This is a genomic window from Rahnella sp. NRRL B-41462, from assembly GCF_003263525.1.
In the GTDB taxonomy this organism is placed as follows: domain Bacteria; phylum Pseudomonadota; class Gammaproteobacteria; order Enterobacterales; family Enterobacteriaceae; genus Rahnella; species Rahnella aceris.
In genome coordinates this window covers 111554-132656 of sequence record NZ_JYDF01000014.1, presented here as the reverse complement: position 1 = coordinate 132656, position 21103 = coordinate 111554, and the positions used below count along the sequence as shown (strand labels likewise).

The following is a 21103-nucleotide window of genomic DNA, read 5'->3' as shown; positions in this document are numbered from 1 at the left end:
CCCAACCTCCCCCTTCGCATGGGGAGGAGCAAAGATGAAAACAGTGTGCCGTTGAATTTAAGATCGTGCGGGCGATTCAGAAATCTTGCTGAACGGAGCGGCCTGAAGACCTCAGGCTTCAGGACCGAGAGAAGGCACCGCGCAGCGGCAAGATTTCCAGCCTGTCATTGCGGTTGCTGAAACATAGCCAGCGAGCGGTAGCGCTGGTTGTAAAAGCGGGGAGAGATCCAAGAGAGGGAAAGCACTTCCCTCTCTTGGGCGGTTTCGGCACGAAAGGCTACGTGATAACCGTTGTTAAGAAACCGAAATATTCTCGATCCAGCCTTCACGGCGAGTGAGACCACTTTGCCATTAAAAACCCACCTTTTAGCCATTAAGAAATCTAGACATCTAAACGTTCGTTTTGTAGAGTGTCACCACCTGCCGGATTAACGTTTGATTCGGCTAAGAAAAATACAACGGCGGTGACACAATGTTCAGTAACGTTAAAATCCTCGACGGCGGCATGGGGCGCGAACTGGCCCGGATGGGCGCTCCTTTTCGTCAGCCTGAATGGTCTGCGCTGGCACTGATGGAGGCTCCGGAATTTGTGCGAGCCGCTCACGATGCTTTTATTGCTGCCGGTTCTCAGGTCATCACCACCAACAGTTACGCCGTGGTGCCGTTCCATATTAGTGAAGATGTTTTTGTGGAGCAGGGCGCGGCGCTGATTGCGCTTTCCGGCAAGCTGGCGCGGGAAGCAGCGGATGCTGCACCGGCTGATGTGCTGGTCGCGGGTTCACTTCCTCCGGTTCTCGGGTCTTATCGTCCGGATCTGTTCGAACCGGTGGCAGCCAAAAAATTACTGCAAGTGCTGTTGAATAATCTGACGGACAGCGTCGATGTCTGGCTGGCCGAAACGCAAAGCTCTGTGGCGGAAGTCGAAGCCGTGCGTGAGGTGCTCGGCGATGACCCGCGTCCGCTGTGGCTGTCTTTTACCTTGCAGGACAATCTTGATGAAAATGGCAATGCGCTGCTGCGCTCCGGCGAATCAGTTGATGATGCCGTAAACGGCGCATTACGGATTTCTGCCGGTGCGGTGCTGTTCAATTGCAGCCGGCCTGAAGTGATGGCCACGGCGGTGAAATCCGCGCGTGCCGCACTGACGGCGCAGGGATCTGCGCTTGATATCGGCGTGTATGCCAATGCCTTCGAACCTTCCGATAATCAGCGCGGTGCCAATGAAGGGCTGAGCAAAATGCGTCAGGACACCGATCCTGCCGGATACCTGGATTTCGCGAAAGACTGGGTGGCGCAGGGTGCCACCATGGTCGGGGGATGTTGCGGGATCGGGCCGGAACACATCGCCGCGCTTAAGCAGGCCTTTGCTAAATAACATCCATAAAAAGAATAAAACGCACATTAATTCTGAAGATGCATTCTTCGCAGACAGGGGAAAAACATGATTGATCGTCGTTCGTTTATCAAAAGTGCGGGGGCACTTTCCGTTGCTGCGGCTACCCACTCTTTGTGGCTGGGCAATGCCTTTGCTGCGGAGGCAGAAAAGCCGAAAAAAGGCGGGCATCTGGTTGTTGGTGTGGATAACGCTTCCAGCACTGACCGTCTGGATCCGGCATTCTGGTTCGAAACTTACATGTATTTCGTCGGTTCTCAGATGTTTAACAATCTGGTGGAAATCGACGAAAACGCCAGACTGGCCCCCTCGCTGGCTGAAGCCTGGGCCTCAACCGACGGCAGCAAAACCTGGGTGCTGAAAATTCGCCAGGGCGTGCAGTTCCACGATGGCCGCTCGCTGGGCGCGAAAGATGTGGTGTACTCCCTGAATCACCATCGTGGTGAGAAATCCACCTCGCCGGTGAAAGGTTATCTCGATACCGTCAGTTCAATTGAAGCCACCGGCGACCATGAAGTCACGATTAAACTGACCGCGCCGGACGTTGAATTCGTCTGGCTGCTGAGCGCCGTGCATTTCGCCATTACCGCTGAAAATGAAAACTTTGACAAAGGCATCGGTACCGGCGCATTTATCCTTGAGAAATTCCAGCCGGGCGTCTCTACGCTGACTAAACGCAATCCGAACTACTGGAACAGCGAACGCGGGCATGTCGATTCTGTCGAAACGCTGGCGATGAATGATTCAACGGCCCGTGTGGCGGCACTGGTCAGTGGTTCGGCACAATTGATTAACCGTGTGAATCCGCGCATCGTCAGCCGCATCGAACGTATGCCGAACCTGAAACTGGTGCGCGCCAAAGACAGTATGATTTATACCTTCCCGGGGCTGTCGAATCTGGCGCCGTTCGATAATGTTGATGGCCGTCTGGCGCTGAAATACGCCATCGATCGTCAGAAAATTATCGATACAGTGCTCGGCGGCTACGCCAGCGTCGCGAACGATAACCCGATTTTCCCGTCGAACCGTTACTTCGCGAAAGACATTCCGCAACGTCCGTACGACCCTGAAAAAGCCCAGTTCCACTGGAAGAAATCCGGGTTCAGCGGCCCGCTGACCCTGAACGTTGCCGATGCCGGTTTCCCTGGTGCGGTTGATGCCGGTCAGCTTTATCAGCAATCCGCCGCCAAAGCTGGCATTAATCTGAATGTGGTGCGCGTGCCGGACGATGCGTTCTGGAATGATATCTGGCAGAAGAAAGCCTTCGTGTCGTCGAACTGGGCGAACCGTCCGACCGCCGATGCGCTGCTCTCGCTGGTATTCACCAGCCAGTCTTCATGGAACGAATCCGCGTGGCACGTTCCGGCTTTCGATGCGATGGTCAAAGCCGCGCGCGGTGAAGCGGACGAAGCGCGCCGCAAACAGATTTACCATGACATTCAGGTGATGCTGGTTGATCAGGGCAGCGAGATCATTCCGCTGTATGCCGATGCACTCGACGGTTGTTCCGCCAAAATCAAAGGGTTCACGTCCGTTCCGGGGATGCCGCTGAGCGGTAACCGTGCGGCAGAGAAAGTCTGGATCGAAGGCTGAACCGGGTAAAAATATGTCTGACTTATCTGCACAACAGAAAGCGACTCAACGGCCTGCGGGCCGTTTTTCGCAACCTCATTCCAGCTTGCTGAGCATGGTGCTGATACGCCTGTTTTATGGCGTGCTGGTGGTGCTGGCAGTTTCCGTGCTGATTTTTGCCGGTGTGCAACTGCTGCCGGGCAATGCTGCGACGGCGATCCTCGGCCAGAGCGCCACGCCGGATGCCATCCGCGAACTGAACTTGCAACTGGGGCTGGATAAACCGGCAGTCAGCCGTTATCTGAGCTGGTTGGCCGGTGTGTTGCACGGCGATTTTGGCACCAGTTTCTCCACCCGTGAAGCCATCAGCGGCCCGCTGTTTACCCGCCTGGGCAACACGTTGTTTCTGGCCGGATGTACCGCCGCGATTGCGGTTCCGCTGGCGCTGCTGATCGGATTTATTTCCGTTCGTTATCAGGGCAGCGTAATTGATACGCTGCTCAACGCCATCACCCGCGCAACCGTCGCGCTGCCGGAGTTTTTCTCCGGCTATCTGCTGATCCTGATTTTTGCCATCACGCTGGCATGGGCGCCGAGCAACAGCAGTATTACGGCGGATATGCCGCTGGCAGCTAAACTCTCCGCCATTTCCCTGCCGTGTGCCACGCTGGTGCTGGCGATCCTTGGCCATATGAGCAACATGACCCGCGCCGCGCTGATTGCCGCGCAAAGTTCGGCGTATGTCGATACTGCGTTGCTCAAAGGGCTGTCGCCGTCGCGCATTTTGTGGCGTCACGTATTGCCCAATGCCGTGGGGCCGATCATCAACGTCGTGGCGATCAATCTGGCGTATCTGATGGTCGGTGTGGTGATTGTTGAGAACGTATTTGTTTATCCGGGACTCGGGCAGTACATGGTCGACAGCATCAGCAAACGTGATATTCCGGTGATGCAGGATTGCGCGTTGCTGCTGGCTGGCATTTATATCCTGCTGAATTTGCTGGCGGATGTGATGGCACTGGTCGCCAATCCGCGTTTACGCCACAACCGCTGAATCTTAGGAATTGCTGTAATGCCTGCATTAAAACCTGCTTCGATACTTGGCCTGCTGGTGCTGAGTCTGTTTATTCTGATCGCCATTTTTGCGCCGTGGCTGGCGCCTCACGCGCCGGATCAAACGCTTGGGATGTCCTGGGATTTACCGGGACCGGATTCCATTCTCGGCACGGATAATCTCGGCCGTGATTTGCTCTCCCGCCTGATCTGGGGAACCCGCGTTTCCCTTGGGGTGACCGCGCTGGCGGCGCTGGTGGCGTTTATCGTCGGTTGTACGTTCGGGTTTATTGCCGGACTGCGCGGCGGCTGGTTAGATCAGGTGATTTCCCGCTGCAACGATATCGTCATGGCTATCCCGACGCTGATCCTGGCGCTGATTGTGCTGGCCGTCTTGCCAAAAACCATTCTGGTGCTGACGCTGGTGCTCGGCTTGCTGGAATCGACCCGTGTGCTGCGCGTGGCACGATCCCTCGCGGTGGATATCGGCGTGATGGAATTTGTTGATGTGGCGCGGCTGCGCGGCGAAAGCCTCGGCTGGATCCTCTGGCATGTGATCTTACCCAATGCGCTTCAGACGCTGATTGCCGAATTCGGCCTGCGTTTTATTTTTATTCTGCTGTTTCTTTCTGCGCTGTCATTCCTCGGGCTGGGTATTCAGCCACCCACCGCCGACTGGGGCGGACTGGCGCGCGATAACAAAGACGGTATTTTGTTTGGCGTCTGGGCGGCGCTGGTGCCGGGTGGCGCCATCGCGGTACTGGCGCTGGCGGTCAACGCCGTGGCGGACTGGCTGATGAGCGGTGAGCGTCGTGTGTGGGGGAAAAAAGCATGAATGAGCACTTACTGCATGTCGAAAACCTGCACGTGGTGTCGCAGGGTAAAAATCCGCGCACGCTGGTGGATGACGTCTCTTTCACGGTGAAGCAAGGCGAAGTGCTGGGGCTGATCGGCGAATCAGGCGCAGGTAAATCCACCATCGGACTGGCCATTCTCGGGCACTGTCGTCAGGGGATGCGCATTCAGTCCGGCAGAATTACATTCAGCGGACAGGAACTGACACAACTTTCTGACCGCCAGTTGCGGCAGGTGCGCGGCAGGCAGATTGCTTATGTCGCGCAGTCTGCCGGAGCAGCGTTTAACCCGGCGATCACGCTCGGTGAGCAGGTCATTGAGGCGGCGCTGAAACATAAAATTTATCCCCGCCAGCAAGCGCAGGCCAAAGCCATTGCGCTGTTTGAACAACTCGGCCTGCCGGATCCACAGGCATTTTATCAGCGTTATCCGCATCAGGTTTCCGGCGGTCAGTTACAGCGCGCGATGATTGCGATGGCACTGTGCGCCGGTCCTGAGTTGTTGATTTTCGACGAGCCGACCACCGCGCTGGATGTCACCACACAGCTCGGTGTGCTGAAAGCCATCAGCGATGTGATCCGCTTTTCCGGCGTCGCGGCGATTTACATCAGCCATGATCTGGCGGTCGTTGCGCAGATAAGCGATCACATCATGGTATTGCAGCACGGTAAAACGGTTGAACAGGCGGAAACGGCGCAACTGCTGAGCCAGCCGCAACAGGATTACACCCGCCGTTTGCTGCATGCGCAGGGCGGGAGCAAAACGCCGCAAACCGGCGATGCGCCGGTGGCGCTGGATCTCCGCAACATCAGTGCGCGCTATCATGCGCAGCCGGTGCTGCAAAACATTTCACTGAGCTTGCCGCGCGGGCGCACGCTGGCGGTGATCGGCGAATCCGGCTCGGGGAAATCTACGCTCGGCAAAGTGATTTGCGGACTGCTCACGCCGCAAACCGGTGAGGTCAGTCTGAATCAGCAAGTATTACCTGCCAGTTTGCGCCAGCGCAGCCGCGTTCAGTTGCGCGATGTGCAACTCATTCATCAGATCCCCGACACGGCGCTGAATCCTAAAGAGCGTATTGGCAGCCAGATTTCCCGTGTGCTGGCCTGCTTTACGTCGCTGAACCGCAGCCAGCGTGAGGCGCGGGTCAGTGAATTGCTGGCGCAGGTCGGATTACACGCTGAACTTGCGATGCGTTTCCCTGCCGCACTTTCCGGCGGGCAGAAACAGCGTGTGTGTATTGCGCGGGCGCTGGCGGCTGAGCCAAAAATTATCGTTTGTGACGAGCCAACGTCGGCACTCGATCCGTTAGTCGCCCGCGATGTCCTGGCGTTACTGCGCCAGATCCAGCAGGAAACCGGCATTGCTTACCTGTTTATCACCCACGATTTACAGGTGGTACGTGAAGTGGCGGACGAAGTCGCGGTGCTCAGACAAGGCGTGATTGTGCGCCACGGCCCGGTGGCATCTGCACTCGCCGAACCTCTGGACGATTACACCCGCGAGTTACTGCGTTCGGTGCCTGAAATGCGGGTGGGCTGGCTGGAGGAAATGTTTGCTAATTAATACTTGTCCTCCTGCCCGGCGCTTTTGTTGTGCTCCTCCCCTTCGCAGGGGAGGAAGCAAAATGGTCATCCTTATTTACACTTTCGCAATATTAACGTCACTAAAGATTCCCTTATTTATACCGATAACCCTTTTGAATTAAATAAATCATTAGAAAGTCGTTCCGCTATGTAACCAATATTTTGAATTTTTTTTCATGGTATTTGTTTTATTGGCCAGGAAATAAGGGAAATAAAATGTTTAAACTGATCAACAATATGCGTGTCGGCGCCCGTTTAGGGGCCGCATTCAGCCTTGTCATTTTGCTTTTAGTCATTGTCAGCGGGATTGCAATCACCAAAATAAGCAGCATTAACACCAGTATTGAACAAATAATCAGCGACCGGTACGTGAAAGTCCGGCTGGCATTTGATGTTCGCGACGGCGTAAACGACCAGATTAAATATCTGCGGGGTATCGTTATCGATACTAAAAATCCTGAACAGAATAAAAAGCGTTATTTACAACTGGATGACACGGTCAAAAAAACCAATTTAGCGATGGATAAAATCGCCGCGATCCAATCCACCGTGACGGGCAAGCAGAAAATTAAAACGTTGCAGGAAGCGGGTGAAACCTTCGAAACGGCGAAAGAGCAACTGATTGCCTTAGCCCGTGCCGGTGACATGGACGGCGCGACCGAATTTGTTCTGCGCAAACTCACCACCTCGCAAAATGCGTATCTGGATCTGGCAACCGCATTTGCCAACTCTCAGGATCAGCAGTTGCAGGCTGAAGGTAAAACAGCGATAGCAGATGGCGCCACCGCCATTCAACTGACGCTGATTTTCTCCGCGCTGGCGATTTTAATGGCGGCGGCGCTGGGCTATTTCCTGACGCGTTCAATCACCCGTCCATTGCATACCGCAGTAAAAGTGGCAGAAAACGTGGCGGCAGGGGATCTGACCACACAAATCCAGGTGATGTCGCAGGATGAAACCGGGCAGCTCATGCAGGGGCTGAAAAACATGAATGAAAACCTGCTGAAAATTGTGACCGAAGTGCGTGCCGGCACCAATGCCATCACCAGCGCGTCCAGCGAAATTGCAGCCGGAAACCTCGATTTGTCTTCCCGCACTGAACAGCAGGCCAGTTCGCTGGAAGAAACTGCGTCGGCGATGGAGCAGATGACCGCCACCGTGAAGCAGAACGCTGATAACGCGCGTCAGGCTAATCTGCTGGCCGCGCAGGCTTCCCGCGTGGCGGTGCAGGGTGGCGAAGTGGTGGGCGAAGTGGTGAATACAATGGAAGGTATCAACACTTCCTCGCGTAAAATCGTCGATATCATTGCAGTGATTGACGGCATTGCTTTCCAGACCAACATTCTGGCGTTGAACGCCGCCGTTGAAGCGGCGCGTGCCGGTGAGCAGGGCCGTGGATTTGCTGTCGTGGCTTCCGAAGTGCGCAATCTGGCGCAACGTTCTGCCAGTGCCGCGAAAGAGATCAAAGTGCTGATCGACGACTCGGTGGCGAAAGTGGATAACGGCACGCAACTGGTTGCCAAAGCCGGGGCTACCATGGCGGAAGTGGTGTCCAGCGTAAAAAATGTGACTGACATCGTGGGCGAAATTGCGATTGCCAGTAACGAACAAAGCACCGGCATTGAAGAGATCAACAAAGCCATCACTCAGATGGATGAAGTCACCCAGCAGAACGCCGCATTAGTGCAGGAAGCTTCGTCGGCGGCATACTCGCTCAATGAGCAGGCTGAGCGTTTATCCCAGGCGATCAGTATCTTTAAAGTCAGCGCCGGTTCGGCAACGGCGGCGGTGCGTAAAGCCGGGCAGACAAAATCTCCCGCCTTGCTGTCAAACCGTCAGCCGGTTCCGGCCGCTGATCAGGGCAACTGGGAAACGTTCTAAATCTCCTGTTAGTTTCTCAAAGTTTTCCGTTTCATGTTTAAAACCTGACAATTTCTGTCGGGTTTTTTACTTTCTGCCTCAGCTTTTGCCATAATCCCTTCGCCAATATAAAGGAGAAGGCTTTGATGATGAAAAATACCCTGCGTAAAACTGTGCTGATGGCGGCGGCTGTAGTGCCAATGCTCGCATTCAGTGCGGTGTCATGGGCGCAAACGGCGACAAAAATGACGTCTGTGCAGCAGCAACTTGCGGCGCTGGAAAAAGACAGCGGCGGTCGTCTTGGTGTGATGCTGATTAATACTGAAGACAATTCCCAGATTGCTTACCGCGCTGATGAACGTTTTGCCATGTGCAGCACCAGCAAGTTCATGGCCGCGTCAGCCATTCTTAAACAGAGCGAAACGCAAACGGAGTTGCTGAACCGCCGCGTCAGCCTCAAAAAATCTGATCTGGTAAATTATAACCCGATCACCGAAAAGCATCTCGATACCGGCATGACGGTAGGCGAACTGGCTGCCGCCGCCTTGCAGTACAGCGATAATACCGCCATGAATAAACTGATTGAGCAGCTTGGTGGCCCGCAGAAAGTCACGGAATACGCCCGTACGCTCGGCGATAAAACGTTCCGGCTGGACCGCACTGAACCAACGCTGAACACCGCCATTCCGGGGGATGACCGCGACACCACTTCACCGCGTGCGATGGCTCTGAGTCTGCAACACGTCACGCTGGGCAGCGCGCTGGCTGAACCGCAACGCGCGCAACTGGTGGAATGGATGAAAGGCAACACGACCGGCGCGATGAGTATCCGTGCGGGGCTGCCTGCGACCTGGGTGGTCGGCGATAAAACCGGCAGCGGCGATTACGGCACAACCAATGATATTGCGGTGATCTGGCCGGATAATAAGGCACCACTGATCCTGATTACCTATTTCACCCAGCCGCAGAAAGACGCGAAATCCCGCCGCGATGTGCTGGCTTCTGCCGCGAAGATTGTGACGCAGGGTTATTGATTTACATTGAAAAGGACAAAGAAAAGGGCCCGCAAGAGCCCTTTTTGATTGCCGTGTAACGGGCAGATATGGGTTATTTTAGAAACAAGAGAAGGGAATAGAATGTCCAGGCCGTTTTCAGGATCTGCGCAGGCGCTCATGATGTCATTGCTGACGGGACAGGCTACGCACTGGCAGCGCGCGTGGGTTCCGCTACCGTTGACCTCTTCGGTCTGGCAATCAGTCAGCGGCGTTTTATTTTCCAAAATACTGCAACCGGTCTGGTGGTGCTGCCGTTGCCCTGAGCCTGTGGTGACGGTGAAGAAAAACACGGTGTACTGGCTGGCTCATCTGGTTCAGGAACCGGGTCCGGCGGCTGATAAACTGTGGATTGATGCGGTGCGAACGCGCTATCAGATGCAGACCAACAGCATCCTTCCGCCGGAAACCGATGCGATTTTGTCGCAGGTGTTCCAGGATTACGTCACCTTATATGAGTTCTACCGCAAAGGTCGGGTTAATGAGCTGAATAATTAGGGAAATATCCGAAGGGATTGTTTATATACGCGGCGGACATTATTCTCTGTATTATTTCTGTAATAACCGCACCGATGTCGCGGTGTAATATATTTCAAAATTTATATCTGACGGCTATTCAGCCAGTTACTGCACCGTACTTTAATATCATCGCCCATATAACGGCCGCAGGCTATAATTAAACAACTTTCCTGAAAGACTGTTCACCGGGCATCAACCTCCGGTGCGACGTCGTAGCCGCAGGGGTATTGATGCCTGACAACGGTGTAATTTTAAGCCTGATATGTCGCGTGTTGACCCGTCGTTCTGCAAGACGGATGTGCTTTTTAGTGCTTTATTAATGACCGTGTAACGGAGTTAAGTCAGCACGATCGTTCATTAAATCATCAACATATTGATTCCTATAGGAAAGAATAAACAAATCTATACAAAATAAATTATTGAGGTGGGGGCAAAAAAGCCATATATTGGCCGCGTTTTTCATACGCTTGTAATTTTCTTAATCAAATTTATTCAATTGTGGCGTTCTAATAACACACGGTTGTAGGAGAGATATGATGACGGATAAAGTCCGTATTGACAGTTTTGGTGCGAATTCATTAAACGGAAACAATGAAACCTATTTGGCAAGACAAGCTGAATTTGAATCGAATGTTCGGAGCTATCCACGTAAGTTGCCTCTGGCAATTGCGAAGGCCAATGGCGTTTGGATCACGGATGTTGAGAATAATCAATATCTTGATTGCCTGGCCGGTGCGGGTACGCTTGCTCTTGGACATAATCATCCTGACGTGCTGCAAAGCATCCAAAATGTCATTACCAGCGGCTTGCCGTTACATACACTGGATCTGACAACACCGTTGAAAGATCAGTTCTCTGAATATCTGCTTTCTTTACTGCCACAACAGGGCAAAGAGTATTGCCTGCAGTTCACCGGTCCGTCGGGTGCTGACGCTGTTGAAGCTGCCATGAAACTGGCTAAAAAAGTCACCGGCCGTAGCGGTATCATCAGTTTCTCGGGTGGCTACCACGGTATGACACACGCCACACTGGCGGTGACCGGTAACCTGTCTCCGAAAGAAGCTGTTAATGGCATGATGCCGGAAGTGCAGTTTATGCCTTACCCGCACCAGTACCGCTGCCCGCTGGGCATTGGCGGTGACGCTGGCGTTAAAGCATTAACCTATTACTTCGAAAACCTGATCAACGACGTTGAGAGCGGCGTTCGCAAACCTGCGGCTGTCATTCTGGAAGCGGTTCAGGGCGAAGGCGGCGTGAACCCGGCTCCGGCTGAGTGGTTGCAGCGCATCCGTAAAGTGACTCAGGAACACGGCATTCTGTTGATCCTCGACGAAGTGCAGGCGGGTTTCTGCCGTACCGGCAAACAGTTCGCGTTCGAACACGCGGGCATTGAGCCGGATATTATCGTGATGTCCAAAGCGGTCGGCGGCGGTCTGCCACTGGCGGTTCTGGGTATTAAGAAAGAGTTCGATGCCTGGGCTCCGGGTCACCATACCGGTACCTTCCGCGGTAACCAACTGGCGATGGCCACCGGCCTGACCACGCTGAAAATCCTGAAAGAAGAAAAAATCGCCGAGAAAGTGGCAGCGCAGGGTGAATGGCTGAAAGCCAAACTGGCTGACATGCAGAAACGCTATCCGGTTATCGGTCACGTGCGTGGTCTGGGCCTGATGATCGGTATTGAGATCGTCAAACCCGACGAAGCGCAGGATCACATGGGTTGCTATCCGGCTGACGGTGAATTGTCTGCATTGCTGCAGAAAAAATGCTTCCAGGCTGGCCTGATCCTCGAACGCGGTGGCCGTAATGGTTGTGTGCTGCGCCTGTTGCCTTCCCTGCTGATCACCAACGATGAGCTGGGTATTTTCCTCGATAAGTTTGAGCAGGCGCTGTTAGCGGCTGGCATCAAACCTGTCTGAGCGGAGTAAGAGATTCTGATGTCCGAGTTAAACCCGATTCTGGCAGGCTCAGCGCAAAGCACTGAAGCCTACCAGCAGGCCATTGCGCAGAGCAGTGAAGCTGTTGTGCAGTGGCTGAAACAACCTGAGATGTATCAGGGCAAAACCGTTGCTGAGCTGCGTGAACGTATCAGGCTGGACTTCAATCCAAACGGTCTGGGTAACCAGGCCGCGATTGAACGTGCGATTGAGTACTTTTTAAAAGACAGCCTGTCTGTGCATCACCCGCAATGTGTGGCGCATTTGCATTGCCCGAGTCTGGTGGTCAGCCAGGCGGCGGAAGTGCTGATCAACGCCACGAACCAGAGTATGGACTCCTGGGATCAAAGCCCGTCAGCAACCATCATTGAGATGAAGCTGATCGAATGGCTGCGTACTCAGGTGGGCTATCAGGCTGGCGACGCAGGCGTGTTCACCAGCGGCGGCACCCAGAGCAATCTGATGGGGCTGATGCTGGCACGCGATGCCTTCTTCGCGCGTCAGGGGCATTCCATTCAGCAGGATGGGCTGGTCGGCAATCTGCGCAAAATTAAAGTGTTATGTTCTGAAAACGCGCATTTCTCTGTGCAGAAGAACATGGCGCTGCTCGGTCTGGGCTATCAGTGTGTCACGCTGGTGAAAACCGATGAGTTTGCCCGTATGGATCTCAACGATTTGCGCGAGAAAGTGGCACAGGCGCAAGCCAGTGGCGATCAGATCCTGGCCATTGTGGCGACAGCCGGTACCACCGATGCGGGGGCTATCGACCCGCTGCGTGCTATTGCTGAACTGGCGGCAGAGCATCAGATTTGGGTGCATGTGGATGCGGCATGGGGCGGTGCATTATTGCTGTCCGAAAAATACCGCAATTATCTGGACGGCATTGAGTTAGTGGATTCCATCACGCTGGACTTCCACAAACAGTTCTTCCAGACCATCAGCTGCGGCGCATTCCTGCTCAAAGAAGAGCGTCATTACGAGCTGATGCGTTATCAGGCGGCTTACCTGAACTCTGAGTTCGACGAAGCGGCTGGCGTACCGAATCTGGTGTCCAAATCCCTGCAAACCACCCGTCGTTTCGATGCGCTGAAACTGTGGATGGGGCTTGAGGCGTTAGGTCAGAAACAGTACGCCGCGATCATCGATCACGGTGTGACGCTGGCTCAGGAAGTCGCGCAATATGTGACTTCTGAAGCCGCGCTGGAACTGGTGATGAAGCCGCAACTGGCGAGTGTTCTGTTCCGTTATCGTCCTGAGCAACTGGCGGGCAGCAGCGATGCGGCTATTGCACTGCTGAACCAGAAAATCGGTGATGCGCTGCTGGAGTCTGGCCGTGCTAACGTCGGTGTGACCGAGCATAATGGCGTCACCTGTCTGAAGCTGACCTTGCTGAACCCGACAGTAACGCTGGAAGACGTGAAAGTCCTGCTGGCGCTGGTTGAGAAAACCGCACAGCAATTGCTGAACGCATAAGTCATTACTGAAGCATAAGTTTCGTTCTGCGTTAACCCGCAGCAAAAAGCCGGTGATACAAAAGTATCACCGGCTTTTTTACGTCTGAATGACTTTCTGACCAGGATAATTCTTAATGCTGAGCGACAGGCAAAAAAGAACCCACCTCATGGGTGGGCTATTTAAGGGTATGGTGCTTACGATCCGCTGCTCTTGCGTCAGCTGATCTAAGAGTAATCCCAGACCCCTGTCCTGTTCAAGTCATTGACAAAAAAGTGCCACAAAGAGCGCATATTTTTGGGTGGCAGAACGCTTTTCGCCTCATGCCCCGCACTCACCCAGACGTTATCACTCACCTTACCGGGCCTTTGTTATCCGTTTCGGGCACCGATTATCAGCGCGGCGACCAATGCAATTGAAACGAACGACATATAACCAATCACTAAAGCTCTTTTCATATCAAGCACCTCAGTTGAACGTTTTTCAGAACATCGGGCTCACGCCAGAAATCATAGTAAACCGGACAGAACGTAATATAAATACCGATGACGTTAAGACGTCTGCAAAGTTTTACCTCTGCGGCAACGCCGGTTGTCTACCGACCTTTCCTATTCCTGACCCCTGCGCTGACCTGTTTCCTATACTGGAGGTTTGTGATTAATTCCGGGAGGGAAGATGAATTTTCTATCACGCTTTGATTTTATCGCGCTGGTGATGGCGCCGGTGTTCTGGATAGGTGTCGCGACGATGTGTGTCGTCACGCTTGTCACATACTGGCTGCTGAGCTGGCTGGTCTCGTTTTTGCGCAAGGGCGTAAAACGCTGGGGGGAGGTTAATGAGGCCAGCCACCGGATTCGTTTTATTCTGGGCGAGATCCTCAACCGGACGAGTAATTTGCTCATTTTCATTGCGGCTTTTTTGTTCAGCCTGCGGTTCGTTAATCTGCCCGATAATCTCTACAACACCATCAGTCACGCGTGGTTTCTGGTGCTGGCGTTCCAGATGGCATTGTGGCTGGATCAGGCGGTGGTCTCGTGGTTACGTCATATTATGCGTCAGCCCGGTATGAACAAAAATCCGGTAACGCTGGTGATCACCGGGCTGATTTTCCGGGCGGTAGTGTGGTCGGTGATGCTGCTGTCGATACTGGCGAATGTGGGCGTGAACATTACCGCGCTGGTCGCCAGTCTGGGCGTGGGCGGTATCGCTATCGCGCTGGCGATCCAGACCATTCTCAGCGATGTGTTCGCGTCATTATCTATCGGCTTTGATAAGCCTTTCGAAATTGGCGATTTCGTCGTTTTCAATGATGTTGCCGGTACTGTCGAACATATTGGCCTGAAGACGACCCGGATACGCAGCCTGAGCGGGGAACAAATTGTTTGCGGTAATGCCATCCTGCTCCAGCAAACGCTGCATAACTACAAACGCATGCAAACCCGCCGCATTGTTTTCAATTTTGGTGTCGCGATTAATACGCCGCCGGAAAAGCTGCGCAATATCGGTGACATGGTAAAGGAAATTATTATTGATGTCGGCGAAACGAAATTCGACCGCGCACATTTGCTGGGTTTTGGTACCGATCGCCTGAATATCGAAGTGGTCCATATCGTCAATACTGCCGATTACAATAAATACATGGATATTCAGCAGGAAATTAATATTCGTATTATTGAAAAGCTGATCGAGCAGGGGATCGAAATGGCATTGCCGAATATGATTGTTAAAACCCAGGCAGAACGCGACCGTTAAGATGGCGAGGACGCTATCAGGATGACCGGGGAGAAGCCCGGCCAGACAGCCATGTCTAGCTGGTCGCTCAGCGTAATTTCTTTATCGCTGAACAGATCCCGGTAGTGCCGGTAAGCAAGGTGGGGCGGCAGTACAATTTCCGCCTGCGGGAACCCCCGGGCTGGCAAACCCAGCACCAGACGCGGTGCCGCAACAATCACCGCATCGTCATTGTGCACCCGCGCAAACGCGATGATGTTTTCGGCGTGCTGGCCGGTCACACTGAGCGGAACATAGTCCCCCTGCTGAAACAGCGCAGGTTTTTGCTGGCGAAGCCCGGCGAGCGTCGCCACGAGGTATTGTTTCAGCTGGCCGTTCAGCTTTCTTTCTGCCTGGCCCCGGCCCGTTTTATCATCCTGTCGTAACAACCGCGCCAGCCCGGCGAAATCCGGCAGACGGCGGTTATCCGGATCAACAAGACTGAAATTCAGCGCCTCGCTGCCCTGATAGATGTCCGGTACGCCCGGCGCCATCAGTTTGATTACCGTCTGGGTCAGGCTGTTCACCAGTCCGGCATGGATAAATGGCTGAATCGACGCATGGAAATCTTGCAGGAATAGCCGGTTTTCCGCTGAAAGCAGATGATGCGCGTAATCCAGCACGGCCTTTTCATAGTCTTCGTTGTTGTTATCCCAGTTGGTGCGCAGCTTGGCTTCCCGCAGCGCTTTTTCGACGAAACTCTGAAATCTTTCGTCGAGTTCCTGCAAACCCTGTTCATCTTCCGGCGTCAGCGTGACCGGCCACGCGCCCGCCAGCGCCTGATACAGCATCCATGTCAGCGCAGGGCGCGGTGCCGGGCCATCGGGAAGCATAATCACCTTTGACTCGTTCATCCGGTGCCAGCGTTTTACACAGGCGGCCCAGTCTTGTGGCGCTTCGGTCAGCGTAAACAGTCTGGCGCGGGCATCTTCCCCCCGTTTGGTGTCATGCGTGGATGTCGCGGAAAGCGCCGCCGGTTGCTCTTCGCGGCGTTTTATCATCTCCGTATGGAAGCGGCTGAGGGAGAAGGTGCGAATTAACGGTTCAGCGCCGACTTCGTTCAGCGCCAGTTCCATGTTCTGGCGGAAGAAAAGTGTGTCTTCCACCGATTTTGCCATCAGCGGTCCGGTCAGTTGCTGAAAGCGGGTACGGAATAAACCGGCCTGCGATGCCGCCGCCGCAGAGGTTTCTCCACAAAGAATACGCGCCAGAAACGCAAGGATTTCAGGCTGAACGGCAAGGGCCGGGGCGCTGACCTTGCGCAGGATCTTGTGCAAAAGCGCGGTGTCTTCTGCGGGCATACCCTGTTCCGTGCCGTAAGTGCGGTACACCGGAAACGCGATCAGTAATTCGCGCAGCGCGGTACGGATATCATTTTCGTCATACATCGTGCCCCCGGTCCCGGCGATGCTGTTCGCCAGTTTCCACAGCGTGGTGTACTCGCCTTCGAAATTCTTTTCCACCATCATAAGCTTGGCCGCACGCAGCTCGTTGCGCATGTCCACCGGCTTGCCGACCACGCTGTCGTAAAGCTCACTAAACACCGCGATATTTTCATCGTTGACCAGCACATCCGAAAGCGAGGCAATGAACTCATAGCCGGTGGTGCCGGAGACCGGCCAGTCCGGCGGCAGGCGCTCGCCTTTGCCCAGAATTTTCTCCACCGTGATATAGCAGTCCGGCCCGGCCTTCTCCCGCAGGCGTTCAAGATAGGCTTTGGGATCGGCAAGACCATCCACATGATCGACCCGCAGGCCATCGGCCACACCGGAGCGGACCAGCTCGAGGATCAGCCGGTGCGTATCATCGAAAACCCCCTCGTCTTCCACGCGCACACCCGCGAGGCCGGTGATTTCGAAAAAGCGCCGGTACGAGAGTTCACGGGGCGCGTCACGCCAGCACATCAGGCGGTAGGGCTGGCGCTCATGTAATTCAGCCAGTTCTGTTTTGCTCAGGTCATCTGTTTTAGACGCCGTGAGAGTGCCGGGCGCAACGGGATAATACGTATCGAAATAGGCGAAAGCGGGCTGACCGGTTTTGGGATCAGGCTTCAGCACAATGTCGCCTTTTTCCAGCGCATCCTCAAAAGCGTCCCCGAGGAAAGGCAGCGTCAGGCGACGCGACCAGTCGATATCAAAATGGCGTGCATAACGGCTCTTTTTGCCATGTTCAATGACGTCACGCCACCAGATATTCTCAAGTGAGGCCGCCATATGATTGGGCACAATGTCGAGGATCAGCCCGATCCCCGCCGCTTTCAGCGCCTGTACCATACGGTCGAAACCTTCACGCCCGCCAATCGTCGGGTCAATTTCGTTGGCGTTGGTAACATCGTAGCCGTGCGTGGAACCAGACGTCGCTGTAAACACCGGGGAAGCATAAAAATGGCTGATCCCAAGTTGTTTTAAATAGGGGATAAGCCCTGTCGCGGTGTCAAAGTTCAGTCCATTACGGAACTGAATGCGGTAAGTCGCGGTGGGGATTTTCACAGTAAGACTCCTGGCGCAAAACGGACAATAAGGGAAGCGGGCACCGACGTCGCGGCATCCTGCGGCCAGGCAAAGATCGTTTCTCCTGGCAGTTCAGGAAGCGGATGCGTGTCCTGGCCAACGTTGAGTACCAGCGAAAGCGTGCCACGGGGGAATGTCCATTTAACGGCGAGAAAACCGGTTGAGGTTTCGACAATCTGGCCGACTTCTCCTTTCGCAGGCGTCAGTAAGGGCACGATGTATTTCCGGCGCAGCGCCAGCAGCTTGCGGGTCAGCGCCAGGGTGTTTTCGCCTTCGGGATGTGTCAGTTTCTGCCAGTCAAGTTTCGAATTTTCGAACGTGCTGAGAGCGTTAGGATCGGGGACCGCGTCGTTGCCGTAACCGTTGTGTCCTTCAAATTCACGGGCGCGCCCCTCGCGAACCGCCTGCGCCAGCTCACCTTCAAAATCGGTGAAGAACAGAAACGGATTGGTTTCGCCGTATTCTTCGCCCATAAACATCAGCGGAATATGCGGCGATAACAATAAGGCGGCGAACAGAACGCGCGTACGTTCAGCGCCAGCCAGCGTGATCAGCCGGTCGCCGTGCGCACGGTTACCAATCTGGTCGTGATTTTGAATGAAATCGACAAAGGCTACCGGCGGCTGTCTGCGGCTGACCGTACCGCGCGGTTTAGCGGTTTGCGGTGATTTTTCGCCCTGATACGCGAAACCTTCCGCTAACGCGCGTGCCGCCAGTTTCTCAGGGTTCTGCGCGAAATCCTGATAGTAGGCGTGGGTTTCACCGGTGCTGAGAACATGGATGGCGTTATGGAAATCGTCATTCCATTCGGCGGTAAACAGTGGCACGGTGCCGTCGGCATTACGCGGGTGTAAAAAGATGACGTTGCGGCTGTCTTCGGTGGTCAGATGCACCGGGCGATCGGTGATCGCTTCGCGAATTCGTTCGGCGATTTCAATCAGAATATGCGGGGAAGAGGTGTCTTTCATCTGATCGATGGCATCAAAGCGCAGGCCGTCAAGCCGGTATTCTTTTAGCCAGTACAGCGGTGCTTCCACGATATAGCAGCGGGCCGCTTCGTTTTGATAATCGATGCCCGCACCCCAGGCCGTCATGCGTTGAGCATCGAAGAAATCCGGCGCGAGCAGTGGCAGATAATTGCCTTCCGGACCAAAGTGGTTGAGCACGATGTCCAGCACCACGGAGATGCCGACACCGTGCGCCGCATCGACAAACGCCTTGAAATCATCCGGCGAGCCATAAGCGGAGTGAGGCGCGTACAGCAAAACACCGTCATAACCCCAGCCGCGTTGCCCCCCAAATTGTGAGAGCGGCAGCACTTCAATCATGGTGATGCCGGTTTCTGCCAGATAAGCGAGTTTTGCCTGCGCGGCGCTGAAAGTGCCTTCGGGTGTGAAGGTGCCGATATGCATTTCATAGACGACGGTTTCTTCCCACGGGCGGCCTTTCCAGTGGTGATTTCGCCATGCATAGCCCGATGATGAGGTGACCAGGGAAGGACCGTTGACGCCTGCCAGCTGGGCGCGCGAGGCAGGATCAGGAACCGGCATGCCATCGGCCAGAATAAACTGGTACTCCTGACCGGCAGAAACACCGGTTGCCACAAACTCGAACCAGCCGTTTTCCGTCGGCTGCATTTCTCTGTCTTCGCCGGAAAGTCTCAGCGTCATGTTGGCCTGACCCGGCGCCCGGACCCGAAAGCGAACTGTCCCGGCGGAAATGAAACTGGCCCCCCAGCTTGTCGTCAATGCATCGCGTTGCATCACTTTACCTCGCAAAATAGTCGCGTTAACCGGCCGTTAGCCAACGAATAATAATCATAGTCGAGGATGAAAAAGAGGGCGATCCTGTGGGATATTAAACCCCGGCACAGAGGCCGGGGCATTCACGGAAAAATTATGCTGGCATCAGGAAGAGGAGGTGAAAAAAACCAGAGAGATAATGAAAGAGACGAGGGTCCCGATGAGCAGCATGCATTTGCTCGGCGTGAAGAACTTCTTGTTCTGATTGGCTTTATAAGCCTTGATTAATAACCACAGCATCACGATGCCAATGATAATAAATATTACGCCACCTGATATACTCGCGACTGGAGCCATATAAGTATCCTTCTCATCAGTAAATTTTAATTATAGCTCAGCATCTGAGAAGCGTTTTCCGCTTCATATTAACAGTTATCACCCGAACTCATCTCAGGCGCTCCCTTTTGCCCGACCTGCGGCAACATGCAGTTGTGACTGTACTGATGCAGCCGACCAAACGTATAATATCCCGCCGCGATGAGGGCATGGCGGCATTACCGGGTTACGGCGACTTAAGTTAAATAAACCGTGCAATAAACCGGTTGCTATAAAAATAATTTTCAGCCTCAGATAATAATCACACAATACCTAAGGGAATTAAATGAAGTTACTTCATGGTTTGCTTTTTATGCTGTCAGTCGTCATCACCGGACAGTCCGGTGCCGCAACAACGACACTGACTGATGTTCTGGGAAATAAAATAACCTTAGAAACCCCGGTGAAAAGAGCGGTATTAGGTTTCTATTTTGAAGATTATATGGCGGTCGGTGGTGAACAGGCATTTGATCATATTGTCGGTATCTCCCGCGAAGCCTGGCATGGCAAAGTCCCTGCGAACTGGGATATGTATATTAAATACCGTCCGTCCATCGCCAACATTCCGGATATCGGCGAAATCGACCTGCACAACGTGTCGCTGGAAAAAGTGATTAGCCTGAAACCGGATGTGGTTATTTTAGCCAGCTGGCAGTACGCCGCCCTGAAGTATGAAGTCACGCAGCTTCAGAGCCTGAATATCCCGGTTGTCGTGCTCGATTACAATGATCAGACGGTGGAAAATCATGTGAAATCCACGGAAATTATCGGGATATTAACCGGCCAGACTGATCGCGCGAATGAGCTTGCCCGGCTTTATAAAAATAACATCACGCTGATTGAAGACAGGATCAGACAGGCGAATCTGCCGAAGCCAAAAGTCTATATTGAGTTTGGCAATAAAGGTCCGGCGGAGTATTCATTTACCTATGGTGAAAATATGTGGGGTGTGATGCTGCGTCTCGCAGGTGGTGAAAATATTGCGGCACCTTTCGTTAAACAGTGGGGCGAAATTAACCCTGAGCAGTTGCTGGTTGCCAAACCGGATGTCATTTTTATTTCCGGCAGGGAGAACAATAAAGTCGATACGGCGTTAGAAATGGGCATCGGGGTCAATGAAGCCACAGCAAGAGCAAAACTCAACGGATTTGCTCACCGTGACGGCTGGAGTTCATTACCGGCAATTAAAAACGACAAACTCTTCGGGGTTTATCAGGGGGCATCACGGACGCTGGTGGATTTCACCATGGTGCAGTTTATCGCCAAGTCCCTTTATCCTGATTTATTCAGGGATATTGATCCGGTGAAAAACTATCACGATTATTATAAAAAATACCTGCCTGTCATGCCGGTGGGAACCTTTGCGTTATCGGCCAGTGAGAAACCACACTGATCGTGGATTTTCCTGTTAATCGATCCCTTTCAAT

15 protein-coding genes are annotated in these 21103 nt (G+C 53.8%); 13 read left to right on the top strand and 2 right to left on the bottom strand.

Annotation, left to right across the window (positions count from 1 at the left end; translation table 11 throughout):
- Nucleotides 1-472 precede the first annotated feature (472 nt).
- The 11 genes from UC14_RS05205 to UC14_RS05155 all read left to right on the top strand — a co-directional run bounded on the left by UC14_RS05205 (nucleotide 473) and on the right by UC14_RS05155 (nucleotide 15031).
- Entirely contained in the window at nucleotides 473-1375 is a 903-nt protein-coding gene (locus UC14_RS05205) for a homocysteine S-methyltransferase family protein (protein ID WP_112197344.1), read from the top strand.
- A 69-nt stretch (nucleotides 1376-1444) separates the two neighbouring features.
- Nucleotides 1445-2986, top strand: coding sequence for an ABC transporter substrate-binding protein (locus UC14_RS05200; protein WP_173362124.1), 1542 nt, complete (start codon nucleotides 1445-1447; stop codon nucleotides 2984-2986).
- Nucleotides 2987-3080: 94 nt separating this feature from the next.
- The gene (locus UC14_RS05195; protein WP_051930984.1) at nucleotides 3081-4019 is read left to right on the top strand and encodes an ABC transporter permease; all 939 of its coding nucleotides are present in this window, start codon (nucleotides 3081-3083) and stop codon (nucleotides 4017-4019) included.
- Nucleotides 4020-4037: 18 nt separating this feature from the next.
- Entirely contained in the window at nucleotides 4038-4853 is an 816-nt protein-coding gene (locus UC14_RS05190) for an ABC transporter permease (RefSeq protein ID WP_013578126.1), read from the top strand.
- Nucleotides 4850-6439: an ABC transporter ATP-binding protein gene (locus tag UC14_RS05185; protein WP_112151425.1), complete on the top strand. Its 1590-nt coding sequence runs from the start codon at nucleotides 4850-4852 to the stop codon at nucleotides 6437-6439. Before UC14_RS05190 ends, UC14_RS05185 begins: the two co-directional genes overlap by 4 nt.
- A 236-nt stretch (nucleotides 6440-6675) precedes the next feature.
- Nucleotides 6676-8340: a methyl-accepting chemotaxis protein gene (locus UC14_RS05180; RefSeq protein ID WP_013578128.1), complete on the top strand. Its 1665-nt coding sequence runs from the start codon at nucleotides 6676-6678 to the stop codon at nucleotides 8338-8340.
- Nucleotides 8341-8465: 125 nt separating this feature from the next.
- On the top strand, nucleotides 8466-9353 hold the full coding sequence (locus UC14_RS05175; protein WP_013578129.1) for an extended-spectrum class A beta-lactamase RAHN-3: 888 nt from the start codon (nucleotides 8466-8468) through the stop codon (nucleotides 9351-9353).
- Nucleotides 9354-9455: 102 nt separating this feature from the next.
- Nucleotides 9456-9869, top strand: coding sequence for a hypothetical protein (locus UC14_RS05170; RefSeq protein ID WP_041673406.1), 414 nt, complete (start codon nucleotides 9456-9458; stop codon nucleotides 9867-9869).
- A 554-nt stretch (nucleotides 9870-10423) separates the two neighbouring features.
- On the top strand, nucleotides 10424-11809 hold the full coding sequence (locus UC14_RS05165) for a diaminobutyrate--2-oxoglutarate transaminase (protein WP_014416667.1): 1386 nt from the start codon (nucleotides 10424-10426) through the stop codon (nucleotides 11807-11809).
- A gap of 18 nt (nucleotides 11810-11827) precedes the next feature.
- A complete protein-coding gene (locus tag UC14_RS05160; protein WP_013578132.1) occupies nucleotides 11828-13300 on the top strand; it encodes an aspartate aminotransferase family protein in 1473 nt (490 codons plus the stop codon).
- 654 nt (nucleotides 13301-13954) lie between these two features.
- On the top strand, nucleotides 13955-15031 hold the full coding sequence (locus UC14_RS05155) for a mechanosensitive ion channel family protein (protein WP_013578133.1): 1077 nt from the start codon (nucleotides 13955-13957) through the stop codon (nucleotides 15029-15031).
- Here the strand turns inward: UC14_RS05155 and treY are convergent.
- Both treY and treZ read right to left on the bottom strand, forming a co-directional pair.
- A complete protein-coding gene (gene treY, locus UC14_RS05150) occupies nucleotides 15028-17538 on the bottom strand; it encodes a malto-oligosyltrehalose synthase (RefSeq protein WP_112197343.1) in 2511 nt (836 codons plus the stop codon). The genes UC14_RS05155 and treY overlap by 4 nt on opposite strands.
- On the bottom strand, nucleotides 17535-19322 hold the full coding sequence (gene treZ, locus UC14_RS05145) for a malto-oligosyltrehalose trehalohydrolase (RefSeq protein WP_014416670.1): 1788 nt from the start codon (nucleotides 19320-19322) through the stop codon (nucleotides 17535-17537). Before treZ ends, treY begins: the two co-directional genes overlap by 4 nt.
- 135 nt (nucleotides 19323-19457) lie before the next feature.
- Here treZ and UC14_RS27275 point away from each other — a divergent pair, with 135 nt between their 5' ends.
- Nucleotides 19458-19589, top strand: a complete 132-nt coding sequence (locus UC14_RS27275; protein ID WP_255563053.1) for a hypothetical protein — start codon at nucleotides 19458-19460, stop codon at nucleotides 19587-19589.
- A 373-nt stretch (nucleotides 19590-19962) separates the two neighbouring features.
- Nucleotides 19963-21069 (top strand): ABC transporter substrate-binding protein, encoded by a 1107-nt coding sequence (locus UC14_RS05135; RefSeq protein ID WP_013578137.1) that lies wholly within the window; start codon nucleotides 19963-19965, stop codon nucleotides 21067-21069.
- Nucleotides 21070-21103: the final 34 nt, after the last annotated feature.

Coding starts and splice junctions, on each gene's coding strand:
- UC14_RS05205 (WP_112197344.1), top strand. CDS start 473: ATGTTCAGTAACGTTAAAATCCTCGACGGCGGCATGGGGCGCGAACTG.
- UC14_RS05195 (WP_051930984.1), top strand. CDS start 3,081: ATGGTGCTGATACGCCTGTTTTATGGCGTGCTGGTGGTGCTGGCAGTT.
- UC14_RS05190 (WP_013578126.1), top strand. CDS start 4,038: ATGCCTGCATTAAAACCTGCTTCGATACTTGGCCTGCTGGTGCTGAGT.
- UC14_RS05185 (WP_112151425.1), top strand. CDS start 4,850: ATGAATGAGCACTTACTGCATGTCGAAAACCTGCACGTGGTGTCGCAG.
- UC14_RS05180 (WP_013578128.1), top strand. CDS start 6,676: ATGTTTAAACTGATCAACAATATGCGTGTCGGCGCCCGTTTAGGGGCC.
- UC14_RS05175 (WP_013578129.1), top strand. CDS start 8,466: ATGATGAAAAATACCCTGCGTAAAACTGTGCTGATGGCGGCGGCTGTA.
- UC14_RS05170 (WP_041673406.1), top strand. CDS start 9,456: ATGTCCAGGCCGTTTTCAGGATCTGCGCAGGCGCTCATGATGTCATTG.
- UC14_RS05165 (WP_014416667.1), top strand. CDS start 10,424: ATGATGACGGATAAAGTCCGTATTGACAGTTTTGGTGCGAATTCATTA.
- UC14_RS05160 (WP_013578132.1), top strand. CDS start 11,828: ATGTCCGAGTTAAACCCGATTCTGGCAGGCTCAGCGCAAAGCACTGAA.
- UC14_RS05155 (WP_013578133.1), top strand. CDS start 13,955: ATGAATTTTCTATCACGCTTTGATTTTATCGCGCTGGTGATGGCGCCG.
- treZ (WP_014416670.1), bottom strand. CDS start 19,322: ATGCAACGCGATGCATTGACGACAAGCTGGGGGGCCAGTTTCATTTCC.
- UC14_RS27275 (WP_255563053.1), top strand. CDS start 19,458: ATGCTGGCATCAGGAAGAGGAGGTGAAAAAAACCAGAGAGATAATGAA.
- UC14_RS05135 (WP_013578137.1), top strand. CDS start 19,963: ATGAAGTTACTTCATGGTTTGCTTTTTATGCTGTCAGTCGTCATCACC.